Source organism: Gilliamella sp. ESL0254 (assembly GCF_013344985.1).
GTDB classification, from domain to species: Bacteria; Pseudomonadota; Gammaproteobacteria; order Enterobacterales; family Orbaceae; genus Gilliamella; species Gilliamella bombicola.
Map to the genome: position 1 here is coordinate 324,125 of NZ_JAAEDU010000001.1, position 22,583 is coordinate 346,707.

16 protein-coding genes are annotated in these 22,583 nt (G+C 35.2%); 6 read left to right on the plus strand and 10 right to left on the minus strand.

Going from position 1 to position 22,583, the window contains the following annotated elements:
- Window positions 1-93 precede the first annotated feature (93 nt).
- Complete coding sequence (gene cptA, locus GYX25_RS01425; protein ID WP_174786509.1) at window positions 94-1,800, plus strand: phosphoethanolamine transferase CptA; 1,707 nt, start codon at window positions 94-96, stop codon at window positions 1,798-1,800.
- An 83-nt stretch (window positions 1,801-1,883) separates the two neighbouring features.
- Window positions 1,884-2,939 carry a DNA polymerase IV gene (dinB, locus tag GYX25_RS01430; protein WP_174786510.1) on the plus strand — a complete coding sequence of 352 codons (1,056 nt, stop codon included), beginning with the start codon at window positions 1,884-1,886 and terminating at the stop codon, window positions 2,937-2,939.
- A gap of 76 nt (window positions 2,940-3,015) precedes the next feature.
- Here dinB and GYX25_RS01435 read toward each other — a convergent pair whose 3' ends face one another.
- Both GYX25_RS01435 and GYX25_RS01440 read right to left on the minus strand, forming a co-directional pair.
- Window positions 3,016-4,455, minus strand: coding sequence for a 6-phospho-beta-glucosidase (locus GYX25_RS01435; RefSeq protein WP_091349544.1), 1,440 nt, complete (start codon window positions 4,453-4,455; stop codon window positions 3,016-3,018).
- Window positions 4,456-4,468: 13 nt separating this feature from the next.
- On the minus strand, window positions 4,469-6,358 hold the full coding sequence (locus GYX25_RS01440; protein WP_174786511.1) for a glucose PTS transporter subunit IIA: 1,890 nt from the start codon (window positions 6,356-6,358) through the stop codon (window positions 4,469-4,471).
- 174 nt (window positions 6,359-6,532) lie between these two features.
- On the opposite strand from GYX25_RS01440, the gene GYX25_RS01445 reads away from it, so the two are divergent.
- Entirely contained in the window at window positions 6,533-7,237 is a 705-nt protein-coding gene (locus GYX25_RS01445; protein ID WP_091349445.1) for a GntR family transcriptional regulator, read from the plus strand.
- An 85-nt stretch (window positions 7,238-7,322) separates the two neighbouring features.
- Here the strand turns inward: GYX25_RS01445 and GYX25_RS01450 are convergent, their stop codons facing one another.
- The 7 genes from GYX25_RS01450 to rph all read right to left on the minus strand — a co-directional run bounded on the left by GYX25_RS01450 (window position 7,323) and on the right by rph (window position 18,022).
- Complete coding sequence (locus GYX25_RS01450; RefSeq protein WP_174786512.1) at window positions 7,323-10,424, minus strand: type I restriction endonuclease subunit R; 3,102 nt, start codon at window positions 10,422-10,424, stop codon at window positions 7,323-7,325.
- A 12-nt stretch (window positions 10,425-10,436) separates the two neighbouring features.
- On the minus strand, window positions 10,437-11,552 hold the full coding sequence (locus GYX25_RS01455) for an AAA family ATPase (protein ID WP_174786513.1): 1,116 nt from the start codon (window positions 11,550-11,552) through the stop codon (window positions 10,437-10,439).
- Window positions 11,553-11,572: 20 nt separating this feature from the next.
- Window positions 11,573-12,745: a restriction endonuclease subunit S gene (locus tag GYX25_RS01460; RefSeq protein WP_202983794.1), complete on the minus strand. Its 1,173-nt coding sequence runs from the start codon at window positions 12,743-12,745 to the stop codon at window positions 11,573-11,575.
- Window positions 12,746-12,756: 11 nt separating this feature from the next.
- The gene (locus GYX25_RS01465; RefSeq protein WP_174787019.1) at window positions 12,757-14,298 is read right to left on the minus strand and encodes a type I restriction-modification system subunit M; all 1,542 of its coding nucleotides are present in this window, start codon (window positions 14,296-14,298) and stop codon (window positions 12,757-12,759) included.
- Window positions 14,299-15,233: 935 nt separating this feature from the next.
- A complete protein-coding gene (locus GYX25_RS01470; RefSeq protein ID WP_174786515.1) occupies window positions 15,234-16,331 on the minus strand; it encodes a lactate oxidase in 1,098 nt (365 codons plus the stop codon).
- Window positions 16,332-16,644: 313 nt separating this feature from the next.
- Window positions 16,645-17,292, minus strand: a complete 648-nt coding sequence (pyrE, locus tag GYX25_RS01475; protein ID WP_174786516.1) for an orotate phosphoribosyltransferase — start codon at window positions 17,290-17,292, stop codon at window positions 16,645-16,647.
- A gap of 13 nt (window positions 17,293-17,305) precedes the next feature.
- Window positions 17,306-18,022 carry a ribonuclease PH gene (rph, locus tag GYX25_RS01480; RefSeq protein ID WP_174786517.1) on the minus strand — a complete coding sequence of 239 codons (717 nt, stop codon included), beginning with the start codon at window positions 18,020-18,022 and terminating at the stop codon, window positions 17,306-17,308.
- 160 nt (window positions 18,023-18,182) lie between these two features.
- Here rph and GYX25_RS01485 point away from each other — a divergent pair, with 160 nt between their 5' ends.
- From GYX25_RS01485 to GYX25_RS01495, 3 genes are all read left to right on the plus strand, one after another.
- Window positions 18,183-19,049 carry a YicC/YloC family endoribonuclease gene (locus GYX25_RS01485; RefSeq protein ID WP_174786518.1) on the plus strand — a complete coding sequence of 289 codons (867 nt, stop codon included), beginning with the start codon at window positions 18,183-18,185 and terminating at the stop codon, window positions 19,047-19,049.
- Between the two features lie 11 nt (window positions 19,050-19,060).
- Window positions 19,061-19,954, plus strand: coding sequence for a DMT family transporter (locus GYX25_RS01490; protein ID WP_174786519.1), 894 nt, complete (start codon window positions 19,061-19,063; stop codon window positions 19,952-19,954).
- A gap of 145 nt (window positions 19,955-20,099) precedes the next feature.
- On the plus strand, window positions 20,100-20,783 hold the full coding sequence (locus tag GYX25_RS01495; RefSeq protein WP_174786520.1) for a tetratricopeptide repeat protein: 684 nt from the start codon (window positions 20,100-20,102) through the stop codon (window positions 20,781-20,783).
- Between the two features lie 72 nt (window positions 20,784-20,855).
- Here the strand turns inward: GYX25_RS01495 and GYX25_RS01500 are convergent, their stop codons facing one another.
- Window positions 20,856-22,235 (minus strand): MATE family efflux transporter, encoded by a 1,380-nt coding sequence (locus tag GYX25_RS01500; protein ID WP_174786521.1) that lies wholly within the window; start codon window positions 22,233-22,235, stop codon window positions 20,856-20,858.
- Window positions 22,236-22,583 lie beyond the last annotated feature (348 nt).

The window sequence follows — 22,583 nt, forward strand, 5'->3', positions numbered from 1 at the left end:
TTATTTAAATAAAAATTTTTATGTCTTAAGGTTTTATTAATCTATTTTGCGTAGATTATTTTTAATAATTAATAACAAACTTATTTAATATCTATGCAAAACACCAAAGCAAATCGTTCTTTTAGTCGATCAGCACTTATCTTTAATATTCTATTTTTTACTTATTTTTCTAGTGCGTTGCAATTGTATATTTTCTTTTCTGGTCATTCTAATGTTATTGGATTGCGTGATTCTATTATTTATAGTTTGATTTGGCTTATTCCTGTTTTAATTTTTCCTAACTATACGCGGAGGATTGCGACTGTTTTTGGAATGATTGTGGGCAGTTTGTCTTTGATTTCTGTTGGATATTTTATTATTTATCGACAGGAATTTTCGCAAAGTGTCTTTTTTATTATGGCGGAATCAAACTTTGCTGAGTCTAGTGAGTTTATTCAGCAGTATTTGAGTATTAAATTAGTTGTGATTCTGATTATTTATAGCTTGGTAGGGATTTATCTGTGGACTAAAGTAAAACCAGTTTATGTTAAAAGCTGTACAAAATGGATTGCATCACTGTTAATTGTGATTTATGCCATTATGCCATTGTTTATTAGTGTCACAATAAAAAAATCATCCATCAGGAAAGCGGGATCGCACCTGCTATCACGTATGGAAACAACCGTACCATGGCAATTGCTTAATGGTTATTTAGCTTATCGTTCACAATTATCAAATATGGAAGATATTTTAAACCATTTGCAAACATTACCACCGTTAGAAAATTTAAAAGATGCCAACGGTAATACCCCAAGAACGTTAGTGCTAGTAATAGGTGAATCAACAACACGCAATAGAATGGGAATTTATGGCTATGGACGGGATACTACACCACAAATTGAGCAGTTCAAAAAAGATAATCCGAATTTTGTGGTATTTAATGATGTGATTTCATCAAGACCTTATACCATTGAAATTTTACAACAAGCATTAACTTTTGCTGATGAACAGCACCCAGATTTATATTTAAAAACGCCATCTTTAATCCATTTAATGAAACAAGCAGGTTATAAAACGTTTTGGATCACCAATCAGCAAACAATGACTCGCCGTAATACGATGTTAACGATGTTTTCTCAGCAAACGGATGAACAATTTTATATGAATAACGATCGTAATCAAAGTGCAAGGCGATATGATGAGTCCGTTTTTGAACCATTTAAAAAAGTGTTGAATGATCCAAGTGAGAAGAAATTCATTGTTATTCATTTGCTAGGCACGCATATGAAATACGCGTTCCGTTACCCAAAAGATAGTGTGTATGATCGTTTTAAAGATAAAACAGGTATTACATTTAATATCGATGACGATAAAGTCGATGTGTATAATACTTATGATAATGCCATAAGTTATAACGATTATATTACGACAACGCTTTTTAATATCTTTAAAGATAGCCAAGAAAATGGTTTTATGTTGTATTTTTCAGATCATGGCGAAGATGTTTATCAAACCCCACCACACAATATCTTAGGGCGAAACGAAAAAGCACCAACTCGCACCATGTATACTGTGCCATTTATGCTGTGGCAATCACCAACATGGGTGGCAACGCATCCGAATCATTATCAACATTATGTGGATCGCAAATTTAGTACGCAAGATTTGATTCACACGTGGTCTGATTTAGCGGGATTAAGCTATAACTTATACGTTCCTGAAAAAAGTATTGTTAATCCTAGTTTTCATCAATCAACGCGCTGGATTGGCGATCCTTATGATAAAAATGGTTTAATTGATTTTGATAAATTGGCTAAGTAACCGTAAAGGCTATTTACACAACAGTTTTAGTTATGATATTGTATATTTATACAGTATATTTTTAAGTGTTGTGAAGCCGTTTTATGCGAAAAATTATTCATGTCGATATGGATTGTTTTTATGCCGCCGTTGAAATGAGAGATAACCCCCGTTATCGCAATTTGCCCATTGCGGTTGGAGGTGATCCCCGTAAACGTGGTGTGGTTGCCACTGCCAATTATTTAGCTCGTCAATATGGTATACATAGTGCTATGTCAATGGCACAAGCTATAAAATTGTGTCCTAATCTTAAAATAATACCGGGTAGGCATGCTGTTTATAAAGACGTATCAAAACAGATCCATCAAATTTTTAGGCGGTATACTGAATCTATTGAGGCATTATCACTTGATGAGGCTTACCTTGATGTGACCGATTGCAAGCTTTGTTACGGTTCGGCTACCTTAATTGCTCAAGATATTCGCCAAGCTATTTTTAAGGAACTTGAATTAACGGCGTCGGCTGGTGTTGCTCCACTTAAATTTCTTGCCAAAATTGCTTCAGATATGAATAAGCCTAACGGCCAGTATGTGATAACACCTGATGAGGTCGATGGTTTTATTGCGCAGCTTCCTTTAAAAAAAATCCCTGGTGTAGGTAAAGTCACTGAAAAGAAACTGGCACAATTAGGGCTATTTACGTGTAAAGATGTTGTTAATTACGACGTAACAAAATTATTCAATCAATTTGGTAAATTTGGACGCATATTGTATGAGCGATGCCAAGGTATCGATGATCGTGAAGTTTATAATGACAGGCAACGTAAATCCGTTGGGGTAGAGCGCACATTAACTGATGACATCCATAGTTGGGATGAGTGTTTATTGCAGTTTGACCCATTATTTGAAGAGATAGAAAAACGATTAAGTAAAGTGCGTGCTGATTTGTCGATTGCTCGGCAGGGTGTCAAATTTAAGTTTGACGATTTTCAGCTGACAACACAAGAGCATGTATGGTCTAAATTAGATAAAGCCGATTTGATTGAACAAGCGCATAAAGTTTGGTTAGAACGGCGTAATGGTCGTGGTGTTCGGTTAATTGGTTTTCATGTAACGTTAATTGATCCGCAAGTTGAAAAACAGTTAATTTTTCCGTTTTAGGTCTTTTTCGTCATAAAATGAGGATGCGGACAAAACTTGAACGCATCCTCTTAATAAAATTTCTGTTAACTGATAATTATGATTTTAAACTTGCACCGTTAGTGCTAATCACTTGTTTATACCATTCAAATGAATCTTTTTTATAACGCTTCATGCTACCGTTACCGGCATTGTCACGGTCAACATAAATCACGCCATAACGTTTTTTCATTTCGCCAGTAGTGAATGATACGACATCAATAATCCCCCAAGCGGTATAGCCAATCACATCAACGCCATCATAATCCATGGCAGTTTGCATGGCTTTAATGTGTGCACCTAGATATTCAATACGAGGTTTGTCGTGCACTTGATTGCCGTTTTCAAGTTCATCAATTGCTCCAAAACCATTTTCTACAATAAATAGTGGTAATTGATAACGATCATACAAACGATTGAGTGTATAACGTAAACCTTCAGGGTCAATTGGCCAGCCCCAATCACTGCTTTTAATATAAGGATTTTCAACCGCATTAGGTAGTGCACCGTTAACGATGTTATCGCGATTGTCATTTTTGGCATCCGCTTTCACAACGGTAGACATATAATAGCTAAAGCCAATGTAATCAACCGTACCTTTTTTCAAATAAACTAAATCTTCATCGGTGATATCTAGCTTATAGCCTTCACGCTCAAACTCTTTTAAAGCATAAGCAGGATAATAGCCACGAACGTGAACATCAGGGAAGAAGAAGCGTTGATGCATAGCAATTTCTGATGCCATCATATCTTCAGGATTACAAGAATATGGATAAATTGGCACATGTGACACCATACAACCAATTTGAAAATCAGGATTGATTTTTTTACCAGCAATCACTGCCTTAGCACTGGCTAATAGTTCATAGTGAGCAACTTGGTACAGGACTTCTTGCGGATTTTCGCCCGGTTTAACTTGTACGCCCGAGTTAGTCCAAAAGAAGATAGGGTTACTGGTATCCATTTGATTATTGATTTCGTTAAATGTCATCCAGTATTTGACTTTATTTTTATAACGCTCAAAACATGCAGTGGCAAAACGTTCAAAAAATTCAACTGTTTTACGGTTTCTAAAACCACCATACTGGCGCGCAATGTGTAGTGGCATTTCAAAATGCGATAAGGTGATAACAGGTTCAATGCCGTGCGCAATTAATTCATCAAAAACGTTATCATAAAAGCGAAGTCCTTCTTCGTTTGGTTCAAGCTCATCACCTTTTGGAAAAATTCGAGTCCAGGCGATCGAGGTACGTAAACATTTAAGACCTAATTCGGCAAATAGTTTGATATCGTCTTTATAGTGATGATAAAAATCAATTGCAGTATGATTTGGATAAAATTTACCTGCTTCGATATCTTGGGTGATTTGTCTTGCAACGCCATGCGCACCTGCAGTCATAACATCAACCACGCTTGGTCCTTTACCGCCTTCGTTCCAGCCACCTTCAAATTGATGAGCGGCTAAAGCACCGCCCCATAAAAATGGTTTTTTAGTCATTTTTGATTCCTTGTTATTGCTTAATTTTAAATATGATATCATCAACGGTTACTTCTGTTTTATCAGTTAATGAAATGAATTGGTATTGATCGGTATTAACAATAATAATTGGAGTGATTAACGGGTAACCCGCTTGCTTAATTGCCTCAGGATTGAAGCTGATTAGTAAATCACCTTTTTTCACTTTTTGGTGTAATTCAACGTGATATGCAAACTCATTATTGGTTAAATTAACCGTATCAATCCCCACGTGAATTAGTAACTCAACGCCGTTATCTAATGTTAACCCAATGGCATGTTTAGAATTTTCAAATACCGCAGTTACCTTGGCATCAAAAGGCGCATAAACGTGATTATCTGTAGGTTCAATTGCAATCCCTTCGCCCATCAGTTTTTGTGAAAAAGCAGGATCGGGCACTTCACTTAATGGTAAAGCATGACCTGTCATTGGACTGGTAATATCAACTTCATCAAGAAGAATTTTAGGATTATCGTCTTGGTTATTGATAGTTTTTGGGTTGTTAAAATTATCTTGTATCGTTTCGCCAGTGCCAAAAATTTGGATTAAAATTACAGGGCCAATTAATGCAATTGCTGAACCAATTGCCACACCAAAAAATGAACTCATATTATCGGGTTTAATGGCGTTGACAATGGTTAATGGTCCTGGTAGTGCTGCATAAGTATAGTAATAAGGTGTAAAGAACCCAGCAACAATGCCACCCAAAGATGCGCAGATACATCCATAAATAAATGGCTTTTTAAAGCGTAAGTTTACACCATAAATAGCAGGTTCAGTGATACCAAATAAACCTGTGATAAATGCAGATAATGAAATACCTTTCATTTCTTGTGTTTTAGTTTTTATATAAAAACCTAGTGCAGCCCCCACTTGACCAATTACGGCAATAGTTTGGAATGCTTGGAAAGAATCTTGCCCATATTGATTGATATTTTCGGTGATGACAGGTGTTATTCCCCAATGTACACCAAAAATAACCAATACTTGCCATACAGCACCAATCAACCCACCCGCAATGAAAGGCGCAAGATTAACTATCCAATTATAACCATTGGCAATATAGTGAGCTGCGTTTGCAGTTATTGGTCCTATAGCAATAAGTGTTGATGGCACCATAATCACTAAACAGATTAAAGGCATTAAAAGAGGTTTGATAATACTATGTAATCGTGGTTCCAAAAATCGCTCTAAATACGACAGTAACCACACCAAAAAAAGTGGCGGTAGTACGGTTGAGTTATAAGGCGTTTCTGATAATGCAATACCAAATAAATCGATTTCTGTCCCTGCTTTGATTAATTCTGCCAATTTTGTCCAAGTGGGTGAAAGTAATGCGGCACAACAAGCCACCGCAATGTAAATATTACAACGAAAATGTTGTGAAGCGGTAATAGCAATAAAAATTGGGAGAAAGAAAAAAGGTGCCCAAGAAATAAAGTCAAAAATTTTATAAGTACTAGTTGATTCAAATTCAGGAAAGGCTAATTTAATTAAAATTAAGATCCCTTGTAAAATCCCCGAAGCGGCTAAAACGTAAACAAACGGCGCAAAAACAGCTGACATCGTCGCAATAACACGATTTAAAATATTTGCTTTATTGTCATTCGTTACTTTTTTATCAGTATTAATCAGTTGAGTAAAGGCGTTATAAACTTTATCAACATGTGTACCAATAACCACTTGGATTTGACCACCTTTTTCAACAACGGTAATCACGCCCGGCAATTTAGCGATGTTCTCTTTTGCGTGATCTGGTGTATGTTGGGTAACAAGGCGAAGACGCGTTGCACAGCGAGAAACGGTCACAATATTATTTTCACCGCCTAGCTCATTTAAAATATCGACAGCTAGTTTGTTATAATCTCTAATTTTTGAAGACATCCATAATACTCCTAAAAGCAATTTAGTAAGGTTATTTTATCGACAATTTCAAAATTGTTAATTACCAATTATATTGTTTGTGATCTTGATCGACTTTTACATCATTTAATTTAAAAGTTAAAATAACTTGTATAAAATAATGTTTAAATTTTTCATTAAATAAAAGATATAAAAATGATTAAATATCAGGATGTTGCAAAAAAAATCAAACAGACGATTTATCAGCAGCAATTAGCTAAGGGCACCCAACTTGCCAATATTGAAGGGTTGATTAATCAGTATCAGGTGAGTCGTAGCACTATTATCAAAGCACTTAATTGTCTAGAACGACAAGGCGTTATTTATCAGGTGCAAGGCAGTGGCATTTTTGTTCGTGAACGCAAAAAAAGAGGCTACCTCAATTTTTTACAAAGTCATGGTTTTACCGTTGATTTAGAAGATGTTTATGGTTCATCGACAGTATTTAATGTCGATATTATCAAGCCCTGTTCAAAGGTTAAAGAAAATCTACAATGTGATGACGATGAAGAAGTTTATTTTGTTAAGCGACTACGTTACGTTGAAGGCAAATTATATGGCTTAGAGCAGTCATACTATCGCAAAAAACTCATCTGTTATTTAAATAAAGAGATCGTTGAAAATTCAATTTTTAATTATATTCAAGAAAATTATAATATTAATATTGGTTTTTCTGATAAATATATGCAAGTAATAAAGCTTGATGCTGAAATGGCGCAATATTTAGGACTGCAAGCCGGTGAGCCAGCACTTTGTGTTGAAGAAATATTTTATACTTCATCAGGTGAACCTTTTGATTTTTCAAAAATCATTTATCATTATGAAAATGCAAGATTTTGCATACAAAATCACTCAAAGTAAGTTTCAGTGATGAGTTATTAGGAAGATGAATAAGAAATCGATCATTCATCTTCCTTTAATTGTTAGCGAATTTAACTGTTAACAATTAAATTCTACCACCAACCCCCTTAAACTTTTCAACCAATGCGGCGATTTTTTCAAAGACTCGGCTCTTTTTAATTAAATATTGAGGATTAAGTGGACTCATTTTAGGTAGAATCTCGTTCAGCTCTGTGCCATTTTCAGTTGCATACTCTCGCTTTAACGACGAGGCAATATAGCGTTTTGTGGCTGCTTCGTTTAAATTTTCTTCTTCAATTAAGGTATTTAGTTCTACCTGTAACTCTTGCTGTGCATATAAGAAAAACGCATCAATAATCGAAGCTTTATCTGGAATAGCGTCAAGATCGGTTTGTTTTATAAATTCGACAACTAGCTCCTCTTTAGCGCGATTTTCTAAACTTGATCGAATTAATCGCTGAGCATCTTCGACAATGTCTTGTTTGGTTTTTTCTTGCTTATTTTGTTCATAAATTAACTCAAGAATATAATCCAGATTGATCTCTTGCGATTTTAATAGATCAATTTCGAAAACTACATCATCCCAGTCAACCCTTTGTTGATCTTGTTGATTGGCTTCTTTTTCTCGGCGTAGCCAATCACGAATATCATTATAAGTTGAACGATAATTTTGAATTGCGCGATCAGTCGGTAGCTTAACTGCTTGCATTTTTTGCAGATCTTCATCAGTCACATAATGCTTGTTTTTAAACGCTAAAACCGCTTGCTCATCAGTCATATCTAATTGTTGGAAATCTTTTAATGCAACAAATTCATCATAATTTTGTAATATATTATCAGCACGTAGGTACTCACCAAATAATTTAACAAATGCTTTTTTATCTTTGTCAGTAATAATTTCGTCAGGACGTGGGAATTTGTCTTGCAATTCAGCAACAATAGCTAAATAGCCATGGTGCAATTCGCCTGAGTTTTTATCAGTAAATCCTTCCATGTATTCCTTAAAGCTTTTTTCTAACACCACTTCACGAGTATTGCTTTTACAAAATGTTTTTATCGCATCAATGGTAGCTTGTTCTAAATCACGGAACGCCACAATATTGCCAAAGATTTTAGTGGCATTATAGATACGATTGGTACGAGAAAAGGCTTGAATTAAGCCATGATATCGCAGGTTTTTATCGACAAATAAAGTATTGAGCGTTGGCGCATCAAAGCCAGTTAAGAACATGCCAACGACAATTAATAGATCGACTTCTTGATTTTTGACTTTTAAAGACAGATCGCGATAATAGTTTTGAAATTGATCGCAACTGACATCAAAGTTAGTTTTAAATATTTTATTATAATCTGCTATCGCAGCAGCTAAAAACTCTTTAGCACTTTGATTTAAGGCATCTATTTCAAAACTTTCATCGGCAAAATTACCTTGTGCATCTTGTTCTTCATTGGCAGAATAAGAAAATATCGTGGCTATTTTTAATGGCTGATTGGCATTTTTTTGTAATTTTTTGAATGATTCATAATAGAGTTTAGCCGCATCGACACTACTTACTGCAAACATGGCATTAAACCCTTTACTTTTGCCCATTAAGCGGTGGGTTTTTTGTTTAAAATTATTCAGAATATATTGTGTGATTTGCTCAATACGATTTGGGTGGAGTAGTGCTTTTTTATTTTCAGCAGCGCTAAGTTTATCGAGATCTTGTTCTTGCTCTATCGATTTAAAATTAGGACGCACATCATTATAGTCAACTTTAAATTTTAGTACCTTTTCGTCACGAATGGCATCGGTTAATACATAAGCGTGCAGTTCACGGCCAAAAACATCTGCCGTGGTTTGCGTCCCTATTGCGTTAGTATGCATAATCGGCGTGCCAGTAAAACCAAATTGGTAATACTTTTTAAATTTACGCTTTAAATTTTTTTGCGCTTCGCCAAACTGAGAGCGGTGCGCTTCGTCAAAAATAAATACCACATGTTTATCATAGATAGCTAAACTATCGTCGCTTTTCATTAAATTATTAAGCTTTTGAATCGTTGTGACAATAATTTTATTATCGGTTTTCTCAATATTGCGTTTAAGCCCTGCGGTACTATTTGAGCCATTGACACTATCTTTTGAAAATTTTTGATACTCTTTCATGGTTTGATAATCCAGATCTTTACGATCCACCACAAAAAAGACTTTATCAATAAATTCTAATTCGGTTGCAAGGCGTGCCGTTTTAAAACTGGTTAATGTTTTGCCTGATCCTGTTGTGTGCCAAATAAAACCGCCACTTTGTAAGCTACTCCACTTTTTGGCATGATAAGCGCTAGTGATTTGCCACAATATACGCTCGGTGGCGGCAATTTGGTAAGGGCGCATAATTAACAATGTGTCATTCACATCAAGCACCGAATAAGTCAGTAACACATTTAACAGCGTGCGACTGGCAAAAAAGGTGGTAGTAAAGTCTTTTAGATCTTTTATCGGTTCATTTTTAACATTTGCCCAATTCATTGTAAAATCAAAGCTGTTTTTATCGCGCTTAGTGGTGTTAGCAAAATAGCGCGTGTCAGTGCCATTTGAGATAACAAACAGTTGTAAATATTTAAACAGTGAATTGTCTTGATTAAAACTCTCTTTACTGTAGCGATGCACTTGATTAAAGGCTTCCCTAATGGCAATACCTCGCTTTTTTAATTCAACTTGAACAAGTGGCAAGCCATTCACCAAAATAGTCACATCATAACGATTTGCATAATTGCCAGTTTGCTGAAATTGACGGATAACTTGTAATTTATTATTGGTGACATCTTTTTTATCTAACAGCTTGATATTTTGGATATGACCATCATCAAAAACAAAATCATAAATATGATCGTGGTGGATTTTGCGACTTTTATCGATCATCGATTCATTGGGTTTATCTAAATACTCTAATACAAAACGTCGCCATTCATCATCGGTAAATTGCATTTTGTTTAGTGTTTGCAACTGCTCGCGAATATTGGCTAATAACTTTTCATGCGTATTTAAATTCGGTAAATATTCATAGCCTTGTCGAGTTAAATCATGAATAAATTCGTTTTCTAAATCCGTTTCAGTCTGATAAACAGCTGCTGTCTCTTCAAGTTTGTTGTAGTTATCTAAAATAATATAGCTATTGGTTTCGGCAATTGGTTTTGTATAAGTCGTCATATTCTATTCCAGCTATTTAAAATTATAATTTTTAAGTAAATGATTAAGTAAAAATGCAACAGTTTGCTTTTCAGGTTCAGAAGGTTCGGAAACCATTTCATTAGATAAGGTTGAATGGCTGGTAAAATTGATAATCCGTGTTAAGTAAAGTTTTTTATCGCCAGGCAATAAGTCTGACCATTGCGGATAGCCTAAAAAACTGGCGGTTTTTTCATATAAGTTACGTAATAGGGTAAAATGATATTTTTCAATTTTATTTTCCTTAACCGCTTCTTGCAGCAACTGTTTTAAATAAAGATGATAGAAAAAACTACGGTTTGAATCGCCTTTTTTCTCTTCTAATGAAAATTTACCGTTCTCAAATCTTCTTAAAATATAACCATTTTTTAAATTTAATTCATTATAAAGCACATTATAAAACAGCGGGTTATGGGTCGTAATAATAAATTTAATGTCAGTTCTACTGGGTTCGAATTCACTGGATTCGATTAATTGGGCAATATCTACCGCCAATTGAATAAGATGATTCTCGTCCAATGAACTAACGGGGTCATCAATAAAAATATAGCGTAAATGGTCAAATTCATTAGTCGAGCGTTCGCTTTTGTCAGTAATATTGCGCTCTGCGATAACTAAGTTAATCAGTGTAAAAAAAACACTCCAAATTAAATTGTTTTCTTCGCCTTTGGAGATTTTAATATTATCAATACGCTGATCATTATCCCCTGCTAGCGAAAAAGTAATAGCAGAAAAATCCTCGTTGAAATGTGGCAGTAATCTTTGGTGAGTATAGGATTGAAAGTAACGAACAATATTTTGGTCTTGTCCTTGGTCTTTTAAAATCCAGTCAGTAAATGAGTTAGGTTGAATAATTAATTGATGTTCACCCTCTTGGTGTTTATCATTATTCCAAGCAAATAAATCCTCAGTAAAGGCGTTATAGTACAGGATATTGTGCCTTGTTAAGGCTGCATTATTCTCTTTATCATCTTTATGCTGTGATATAATTAAATTCTTAAAGGTTTGAGATAAACGTGTTTTACCAGTGCCGTTAAAGGCATAGATTAATTGGACTTTTCTATTGTTTTTATCCAGCTTTTCAGCAATATTCCTTAATGTGGCATTCATTTTTTTATAACTCTATCTTATTATTCTTGCACTTTCGGAAAGTCTAATAATAAATTCCGATAATATTCATATTGTTTTTGGCGTAAGGCAATCTCACGCGGTAAACCCTCGGTGATTGAGTTGGTGAGGGCATCTAATTTGTCTAAGATTTGGACAATGCGGACTTGTTCCTTGAATGGGGGAATGGGAACTTTTTTATTAGCAAAATTACTAATCCATTGACGTTTATGGTCGTTATTAGCTTTTATATCAGAGAGTGTATTTAGCCAATAGTAAACATACTTTAGTAAATACTTGGATTTATCAGAAGAAGTAATCATTTTCATAGCAGATGACTTTGCTTTGAAGTTAAAATCAACCCATTTATTTGCAGTTGTAAAATCATCAAAAATAATGACTGGTGTTTCTGAAGCTTTATAAATTCCATCAATTTCATCAGTAAATCCAAGAATAAATGTTTTTCCAGCTGTAAGGACTGGTGTTTTAAATTCATCACTATAACTTGTTGATTTCACCAAGTACTTGGTTGGTTGTTCATAGTTTACAACATCTCCTAAAGTTTTCCACTGAACTTCATCCTCTTTAAAGGTCAACAATTTATCTAGATAATAGTTGTATTGTTTTTTTCGTGTAGCAAGCTCTGCTGTGAGCTCTGCTGTGAGCTCTGCTGTGAGGGCTGTGAATTTGTCTAAAATACGAACTATTTCAGTTTGAACGTGTAGAGGGGGAATGGGGATTAAATATTGCTTTAACTTGTTTATCCCGATTATACCGAGTCCTCCATTTTTATTAGCATTATTTGCACACCACTTTCCAAAATCATAAAAACAGTAAAAAAGAAATTTAATACTAACTCTATTTAAATAAGATTCTTTTAATGAAAAACTAGTTATTTGTTGATTTGTTAAATATGGTACTAGAATCAATGCGTGTTCACCTAAAGTAGCTGTTGTAGACATTAATAGTGAATTAGCAGGAATAAGTTTTCCTTTTACTGCTGATGCTGATATATGTTGTATAGAATCAGTGAGAATTCTCCCATTTTCGCGAATATCTTCCATTCTAAACCAAGGAATATTACCGTCTTCCCAATATTCTTCTTTCGCTTTACTTGGAGTATAGCCATTTTTTAAAGTAAAAATATCCGCAACAGTTTTCCATTCCACAGCAGAATTCTTAAGTAGTTTTTTCATAATGCTAGAATTCATCCCTCAATCTCCGCCACAATTGCATCGATTTGGCAACGTAAGCTATCAATTTTAGCTACTGTATCTTTTATTTCGGCATTAAGCTGGGTGATATCAATCACTTCACGGGTATCTTTGGCTTCAACATACGAACTGACGGATAGATTATAGTCATTTTGCGCAATGGTTTGATTATCGACCGATTTAGCAAAATATTCGATATCTTTTTTGCTATCAAATACTTGCATAATTTCTTGAATATGTTCATCAGTGAGCACATTATTATTGGTCTCTTTTTTAAACTGTTTGCTAGCATCAATAAATTGCGTCTTTTTGACAGTTTTATTTTTGGCAAGCACCAAAATATTAACCGCAATCGTTGTTCCATAAAATAAGTTGGGTGCGAGCGAGATTACAGTTTCGACAAAATCATTATCGACCAAATATTTGCGAATTTTTTGTTCCGCACCACCACGATAAAATATCCCCGGAAAGGTAACAATCGCAGCTCGTCCACTCTCGGACAGATAACTTAGTGCGTGCATAATAAAGGCAAAATCGGCTTTCGATTTTGGTGCTAGCACGCCAGCAGGTGCGTATCGGTCATCATTAATTAAGGTTGGATCATCACTACCAATCCACTTAATTGAATAGGGTGGATTAGAAACGATTGCATCAAATGGTTTTTCGTCGCCAAACTTTGGATTAAGTAACGTGTCGCCTAAAGCAATTTCGAATTTATCATAGTTGATATTGTGTAAAAACATATTCATTCGAGCAAGGTTATAGGTGGTATGATTAATTTCTTGACCGAAGAATCCATCCTCAATGATATGTTCGTCAAACTGTTTTTTCGCTTGTAACAATAAAGAACCCGAACCTGCCGCTGGGTCATAGATTTTATTGACCTTTGTTTGCTTGTGTAAGGCTAATTGTGAGATCAATTTCGACACATTTGGTGGCGTAAAAAATTCACCACCAGATTTACCGGCATTCGAGGCATAATTAGAGATCAAAAACTCATAAGCATCGCCAAATAGATCGATTTGATTGTCGGCAAAATCACCAAAATCGAGTTCGGCAACACCATTAAGTACCGCCGCTAACCGTTTGTTTTTATCGGCAACAGTATTACCTAATCGGTTACTGGTGGTATCAAAATCGGCAAATAATCCTTTAATATCGCTTTCTGACGGGTAACCATTAGCTGAGCTTTCAATCGCATTAAAAATATTGGCCAAATCAGTATTTAAACTTGAATTGGTGTTGGCTTGAGCTACAATTTTACAAAATAATTGGCTAGGATAAATAAAATAGCCTTTGGTTTTTATTGCGTCTTTTTTAATTTCATCGGTAATGACATCATCGGATAATGTGCTGTAATCGATACCTTCTTCACCACCTTCAATATAATTAGCAAAATTTTCACTAATAAATCGGTAAAATAATGAACCTAAAACATATTGCTTAAAATCCCAACCATCGACAGCACCGCGAACCTCGTCGGCAATTTTCCATATTTGGCGTTGTAGTTGATCGCGTTGTTGCGTTCCGGACATTGATTGGGTGTTATTAGAAGTCATATTTTCAAAATTCCTAAATAAAAAATAGGTATTGCCTAATAAAAAAGTAATCGATTTTTACTTCCTTATTAGTCATTTTATCGCTAACTGTTATAGGTGCTATATCATAGCTGATTTGTTGTTAATTTTCTATCTGCGAGCTTTTATTTGCTTTATTAAGGATGATAAATCCAACCCTAATTATTTTCTCATTTTTCATATATCAGAAAAATTGAACTGGTCGCGCTTCTTCATTCTATTGTTGCTTGAAAGTTGTTGATGAACATCATTCAATATCTTTTTTGAGTTTTAGGTTTGGGTAGTACTAAGTCATGACACAGTCAAAAACTAAAAAACAGAACCCTTTTTTTTGCCATATTTTAAAAATAAATAAAATCAAATAATTAAAAACTCACCTCAAAAAAGGGTTTTTAAAACCTAAATAGCTATTTGCCTTTTTACATACAATATTGATAGTATATTAACTTCTAGTTCAATGCCGTGTAGGCAGTTTAGAAAGAACGAAGAGAGGAACCAAGTGAGGATTTGCGGTTCACTGCCGTGTAGGCAGTTTTAATTAATCACCAAACGGTATAGAATCCTGAATATTTTTTACAAAAATATAGCTTAAAACGTAACAGTTGTGTAACTACTTCATAATAAGCATACAAGTTAGTAAAATTACGCCGCTTGTTTTTGTGTTGTATATGCAATGGGTGACATGTTTGTTGATACTTCATTAGGTTTTTTGGTGTTTCAGTGGTTGGATAGCAACTGGTCATATACGTTTAGCCAAATCAATAATGACGGTTATTTTTTCTAGGGTATTATCGCCATAGCACTTGTTGATGATACGGCGATAATTTTGTTTTATGTATATTCATTACAGTCGTTTTTTTAACTACTGTAACCGAAGCAAGTAATTTCTACCATTAAATTAATAAGGTATTTTTAATATCTTCGATCGTTTTTGTGCCAGCTAATTGCATGGTGATAGACAGTTCTTTGTTAAGATGATCAAAGACGGATTTTACTCCCTCAGCTCCACCTAAATTCAGACCATAAAGAATAGGGCGTCCAATAGCAACAAGATCAGCGCCACTTGCCAATGCTTTAAATACATGTTCGCCACGTCGTACACCGCTGTCAAAAATGATTGGAACACGTTTGGCAACAGTAGCTGCAATACTAGGCAATACCTCAAATGATGCTGGAGCGCCATCTAATTGTCGCCCACCATGATTTGATATCCAAATCGCATCAGCTCCGGCAGATATTGCAATTGATGCATCTTCCGGTGATTGAATTCCTTTTACAATAACAGGTAAATTTGCCATGGCTTTAATTTTTTGAATATCAGAAGGAACGATACCTTGTTTTGCTGCGGCATAAATTTCGCTAATGCCTTTACCTGAACCATCGCCATTGCCGTTTGATTGACTGTAAGCACTGAGATTTTTCATAGGGAGTGGAAATTGAAATTTATTAACGATATCCTCTTCGCGATAACCACCTAACGTTGAATCAACTGTTAGAATGATTGCTTTTGCGCCTGCTTTAACGGCTTTATCGATAATAAAACGTTTAAAATCATCATCTTTACTCATATAGAGTTGAAAAAAATACGGTACATTAGGCGCGGCATTGGCGGCATCTTCAATAGATGTATTGGCATAAGTACTAATACAGAAAATAGATCCCGCAGCAGCGACGCCTTTAGCAGTGTCCTTTTCGCCTTGTTCATGAGCCAATCCTTGCGCAGCTGACGGTGCTTGAATAATGGGTGTTTTTAAGGGGATATCCCACAATTTTGTTGATAAATCTGCGTGATCAATACCTTGTAATACACGAGGAATAATTTTTTTGCGATTAAACGATAAGGTATTTTCTCGCATTGTCCATTCGTCTTCGGCACCACCACGGATATAACCAAACGCCCCAGCTTCCATTCTTGCTTTAACTAATGCTTCTAAGGAAGCAATATTAACGATCTCTATAGCGTGTTCTTCATTACTTGTATGGTATGACATGATTCGCTCCTAATTATGAGAGTTAATACAACAGTATGGTTATATCACAGCTATTTTTTATTTAAAATTAAATAAAAATCATTTTTGACAAAATAGCATTTTTTTATATTCATCTTTGTAGGCGCTTGGTTAAGTACAGATCATAGCCTGAAATATAAAGAAAATAGCAATGCAGTTATTTGGATTTTTTAATTTGCTGTAAAGGGATTCAATAAAAAGCTTATTTTTTGCTAAACAAAAAAATAAACCTCGATATTATTCGAGGTTTTTTAATAATTATATATTAGCCATTGTATATTCAAATACTAATAGCTTATTTTATCCCATATTCAGCCCGATAAGCCTCAACTTGTACTACTTGATCTTTTCGAGCTGGATCTTGGTAAAGGTATTGGATCAAATCATCAAGCGTAATAATTGAAATAACATCACAATGATAGGTTTGTTTAATTTCTTGAATTGCAGATAGTTCACCACGACCTTTTTCTTGACGGTCTAGGCAGATGAGTACACCAGCGAGTTTTGATTGATTATCTTCTAATATTCTCATCGATTCACGAATTGCGGTACCGGCCGTAATAACATCATCAACCAGCATAACGCGTTGCTGATAGATCGAACTACCCACTAGATTACCACCTTCACCATGGTCTTTGGCTTCCTTGCGATTAAAGCAATAAGGCACATCAATATTATGCTGTTCAGAGAGTGCAACAACGGTTGATGAAACAATAGGAATACCTTTATAAGCTGGACCAAAAATAACATCGTATTCTAAGTTGGCATCCATGAGTGCTGCAGCATAAAAACGACCTAATAAAGCCAGATCTTTACCGGTATTAAACAATCCTGCATTAAAAAAGTAGGGGCTTTTGCGTCCTGATTTTAAGGTAAATTCACCAAATTTTAATGCTTGTCTATTTAAAGCAAATTCAATAAATTCACTTTTATATGATTTCATCGATTTTCTCCAATTAATCTTTTAAGGACTGTTTTTGTGCATCAATAATTGTTGCAATGCCATTTTTTGCTAATTCTAACAGTTTTAATAATTCGTCATGACTAAATGGTTCGCCTTCGGCAGTGCCTTGCACTTCAATCATACGACCATCATCTGTCATAACAACATTCATATCGGTTTCTGCGTTTGAATCTTCTATATATTCCAAATCACAAATCGCTTCGCCCTCAACGATACCAACAGATACTGCGGCCACTAATGATTTAATTGGGTTTTGTTTGATTTTTCCATTGGCTAGCATTTGGTTGATAGCATCATTTAAAGCAACACAAGCGCCAGTAATTGATGCGGTTCGAGTACCACCATCGGCTTGAATGACATCACAATCTAACGTGATGGTGTATTCGCCTAATAATTTAAGGTCAATCATGGCACGTAGTGAACGGGCAATAAGGCGTTGAATTTCCATAGTGCGACCAGTTTGTTTGCCTTTAGCTGCTTCGCGCTGGGTACGTGAATTGGTTGCACGCGGTAACATGCCATATTCAGCGGTTACCCACCCTTGGCCTTGTCCTTTTAAAAAGCGAGGAACCCCTTCGTCAACAGTGGCATTACAAAGTACTTTGGTTTCACCAAATTCGACTAATACAGAACCTTCTGCATGCTTAGTATAATGACGGGTTATTTTGATTGGGCGGACTTGTTCCGCAGATCGACCAGACGGGCGCATGCAATTCTCCAGCAGTTTTAATTAAAAATTATCGTTTTGAGTTAATCATTTAGGAGGACATCAACAAGATTTAAGCGATGTTTAGCCTAAGCTAAGAGCGCATTATACAGAATTTATGATACAATGCCCAGCAAGTTTTTTACAATTTTAGGATGTTATTATGATTTCAAGCATGACTGCTTATGCAAGAAAAGAGGCCAACCAACCATGGGGAACGGCTTCTTGGGAATTACGCTCAGTCAACCAACGTTACTTAGAAACGTATATTCGTTTGCCCGAGCAATTTCGTTCACTTGAACCTATCGTTCGCGAAAAATTACGTAATCGCCTAACTCGTGGTAAAATCGAATGTAATTTGCGTTTTGAATTAGATCCTTCAGCACAACATCAAGAACTTTCATTAAATAAAGAACTGGCTAAACAAATAATTAATGCCGCAAGTTGGATTAAAACTGAGCAGGATACAGCTCAAATTAACCCTATTGATGTATTACGTTGGCCGGGTGTTATGTCGGCAAAAGAGCAAAATTTAGATACTATCTCACAAGAAATTTTAGCTCTACTTGACACCGCAATTGATGAGTTTATTGCGGTACGTGAGCGCGAAGGTAAAGCGCTTTGTGATCTTATTATCAAACGATTAGAAGCGATTACCGTAGAAGTTGACAAAATCCGCCAATGGATGCCACAAATTCTTGAATGGCAAAAAGAAAGGCTAAAAAGTAAATTAGAAGAAGCCAATATTGAACTTGACAATTCCCGTCTAGAACAAGAAATTGTTATGGTTGCACAGCGCATTGATGTTGCCGAAGAGCTTGATCGATTAATGACTCATGTAAAAGAAACTTATTCAATCTTGAAAAAGAACGAAGCAGTAGGGCGCAGGCTTGATTTTATGATGCAAGAATTTAATCGAGAGTCTAACACTATTGCGTCTAAATCAATTAATGCTGATGTTACAGCTAGTGCGATTGAACTCAAAGTGCTTATTGAACAAATCAGAGAGCAAGTACAAAACATTGAGTGATCATTTATTCAATGAATAGAATACTTGGCATTTTAGCCGTCATATTGGCATCTGTTTTGTGGGGGACAACGGGCACAGCAGCTACATTTGCTCCCTCGCTTTCTCCTTTACTTATTGGCTCGTTAGCAATGGGCATTGGTGGCATTTTACAATGCACATTGGCGATACCCAAAATAATCAAAGAGCGTCATTTGTTAACCAAACATTTTGGTTTTCTTATTGTTGGTGCCATTGCGGTAATGATTTATCCTTTAGCTTTTTATAGCTCGATGCGGTTGTCTGGTGTGACAATAGGAACGGTGGTCTCTATTGGCTCTGCGCCGATTCTTTCAGCCATTATTGAATATATTAGCCGTGATTTTCGGCTAACTAAACAATGGTTAATAGGAGCTAGCTGTGGTATTTTGGGAATAATTTTACTTGCCTTTTCAGAAAATAACTCCACTACAAATCAATATGATCATATCACTATTGGCATTTTGCTAGGCCTAATCGCTGGATTTACTTATGCTCTGTATTCATGGTCTGCACGGCAATTAATGTTAAAAGGTATCGCAACAAAAGCGGCCATGGGCGCGACTTTTGGTTGTGGTGGCATCTTACTTATACCTGTTATGCTACTTACAGGATCTGCATTGTTTGACTCATTAACCAATATGACTGTTTGCATTTATATGGCATTGATTCCCATGTTTCTTGGGTATTTATGTTATGGCTATGGTTTATCTAAAATATCAGCCAGTTCAGCTATTACTATTAGCTTGTTAGAGCCGGTTATTGCGGCCATATTAGCGATGTTAATTATTGGCGAACAAATGTCATTAGTTGGGTGGTTTGGGGTTATATTGATTTTTATGTGTCTTATTTTTGTGACCTTATCAAGTATTACAAACTCATCGCCTTAGACATAATAAGGCTACAATACGAGATACTGAGTGGAATTAATAGGTTTTATTTTGATTTTACTAAAAATAGTTCAGTAATTTTAGTTTATAATAATTTAGAATATATATTTTAACTTCATTAAGTTTTGCTAATAAGGAATATAACGTGAAAAAATTAGTTGCATTATTTTTATTGTTCATATGTTTCTCAAGCCCATCTTATGCTCAAGATTTTCGAGATTTGAGTTTTGACGAATTATACAAAAAAGCGGCAGAAGAAAATAATCCAGAAGCACAATTTTATCTTGGCGTTAGGTACCTTTATGGTATTTCTGTCACAAAAGATGCGCAAAAAGCAATAGAATGGTACGAAAAAGCTGCGGCACAAGGTATTGTATATGCTATGACTAATATCGCTAGCTTATATTATAAAGGTGAAGAAGTTGAACAAGATTACACCAAAGCTTTTGAATGGTTTCAAAAAGCAGCAGAAAAAGACGACGAAGCTCAATTTAATTTAGGGTATATGTACGAAAAAGGCCAAGGTGTTGAACAAAATATAACGAAAGCTTTGGAATGGTATCAAAAAGCGAGCGAAAATGGCAATGTAAATGCTCAATATTCTTTAGGTGATATGTATTTTGATGGTAAAGTTGTTGAACAAGATTATAGTTTAGCTAAAATTTGGTTGGAAAAAGCGGCCGAGCAAAATGATCCTTACGCACAATGGAATCTTGGCGTGATATATTTTAATGGCTATGATGTTAAAAAAGATACCAAAAAAGCGAAAGAATTGTTTAAAAAAGCTTGTGAAAATGGAATTAAGCATGAATTTTGTGAACAAAAATAAAAACAACTTCAGTAAATAAAATTGGGCCAAATTAAAAAGGGCGTTAAGCCCTGATTAACTTAAACGGCAGTATTAATTACAACAATGTCTTTTCTTGAGTGATTTAAAATACCAATAAAGTATCAAGCAAGCTGTAAACGTTGATAACAAATCTGCCGTTGGTGCTGCTGCCCAAACGCCATCAAGCCCAAAGAATAATGGCAAAATATAGAGTGTTGGCAATAAAATAAGGATCTGTCTAGAAAGGCTGAGTAAAATCGATACTTTTGCCATACCAATGCATTGGAAAAAGCTTGTGGTCACCATTTGGAAACCAATAAAAGCAAAAGAAAGTGTGGTATAGCGTAGTGCAATGGCTGATATTGAGATTAAATCCTCGTCAGCACTAAATGCACGGACTAAAATATCCGGAATAAAAAATCCAAGAATAAAGCCAATACTGGTAATTACAGTTGCTACTTTAACGGCATAGAAAAAAGTGGTTTTGACACGCGAATAGTTTTTTGCTCCGTAATTATAACCAATAATGGGTTGCATACCTTGATTAATCCCAATAACAATCATAATTACTAATGTGATCAATCGGTTGGCATTAGAATAGCCTGCAATAGCATCATCACTTGACACGTTAGACAGTGGTGCATAATGTACTAATTGCCAGTTGATAAAAACCACCACTATAGAAGCTGCAACCTGCATGGCAAATGGAGACATACCGATTGATATAATCGATTTAATATAGGTCAAGTTAAGGGTGAAATTGCGCCGATATAGCTTAATATTACTGTTTTTGCCAATAAAGTGTTGCATAACAAATAAGAAGCTAATAAACATGGATAACGTGGTTGCAAAAGCTGCTCCACGCATGCCCCAGCCTAAACCAATAATAAAAATCGGTGCCAAAATAATATTGGCAATTACACTAATAAACATGGTAACCATTGCTTTAAATGGATAACCACTGGCGCGCATCATATTGTTATAATTAAACGTTAACGTAATAAAAATACTACCCGGTAAATAAACCTCTAAAAATTCTCGAGCATATACATGATTAGTCGCACTAGAGCCGACAAAATGTAAAACGGGATCGACAAAATAGAGCAATAACGAAAGCGTAATGCCACTCAGCACTGCGGTTAGCATAAACGAGGTACCTGCGACTTTTTCGGCTTTGTCGTTTTCGCCACGACCCAAAAAAATCGAAATCCGGCTCGCCGAGCCAATACCTACCAGCATACCAATGCCTGCAGTTAGGTTCATAACTGGCAAAATAATGCCTGCACCACTCAATGCTTCACGACCAATCCAATGGCCAATAAAAATACCATCAATAATGTTATACAGCGTATTTACAATTGTGCCAATTACCGCAGGCAGTGCATATTGCCAAAATAATAAACTGATTTTTTTATTTTTAAAATCATTATAAACGTCAAGAGAGTGAGCCATTGCTTTTATTTTTCCGCTGCTAAATATTGTAAAGAAGTTTTAGGTAGCTATATGTTTGAGTATAAGGCAGTATCATTATTATTCGAATTATCCATGATATGATCATGGCTGCGTATAGGCTATATTACCAAAATAATATACTGGATTTACTATTTTTACTTATTTTTTATGATTATAGCTTATAGTAATTATCTAAACTTTTCTATTGTTACTGTGTAGTTAAATCTTGTCAAAAAATTTCAGATAACCATGCATTTCAGTATAGATTTAATGCAAGTTAACAGCACTAGTTTAACAGACTGTTAAATTGTTAATAGCACTTTTTTGGTGCTTTGATAGAATAACGTC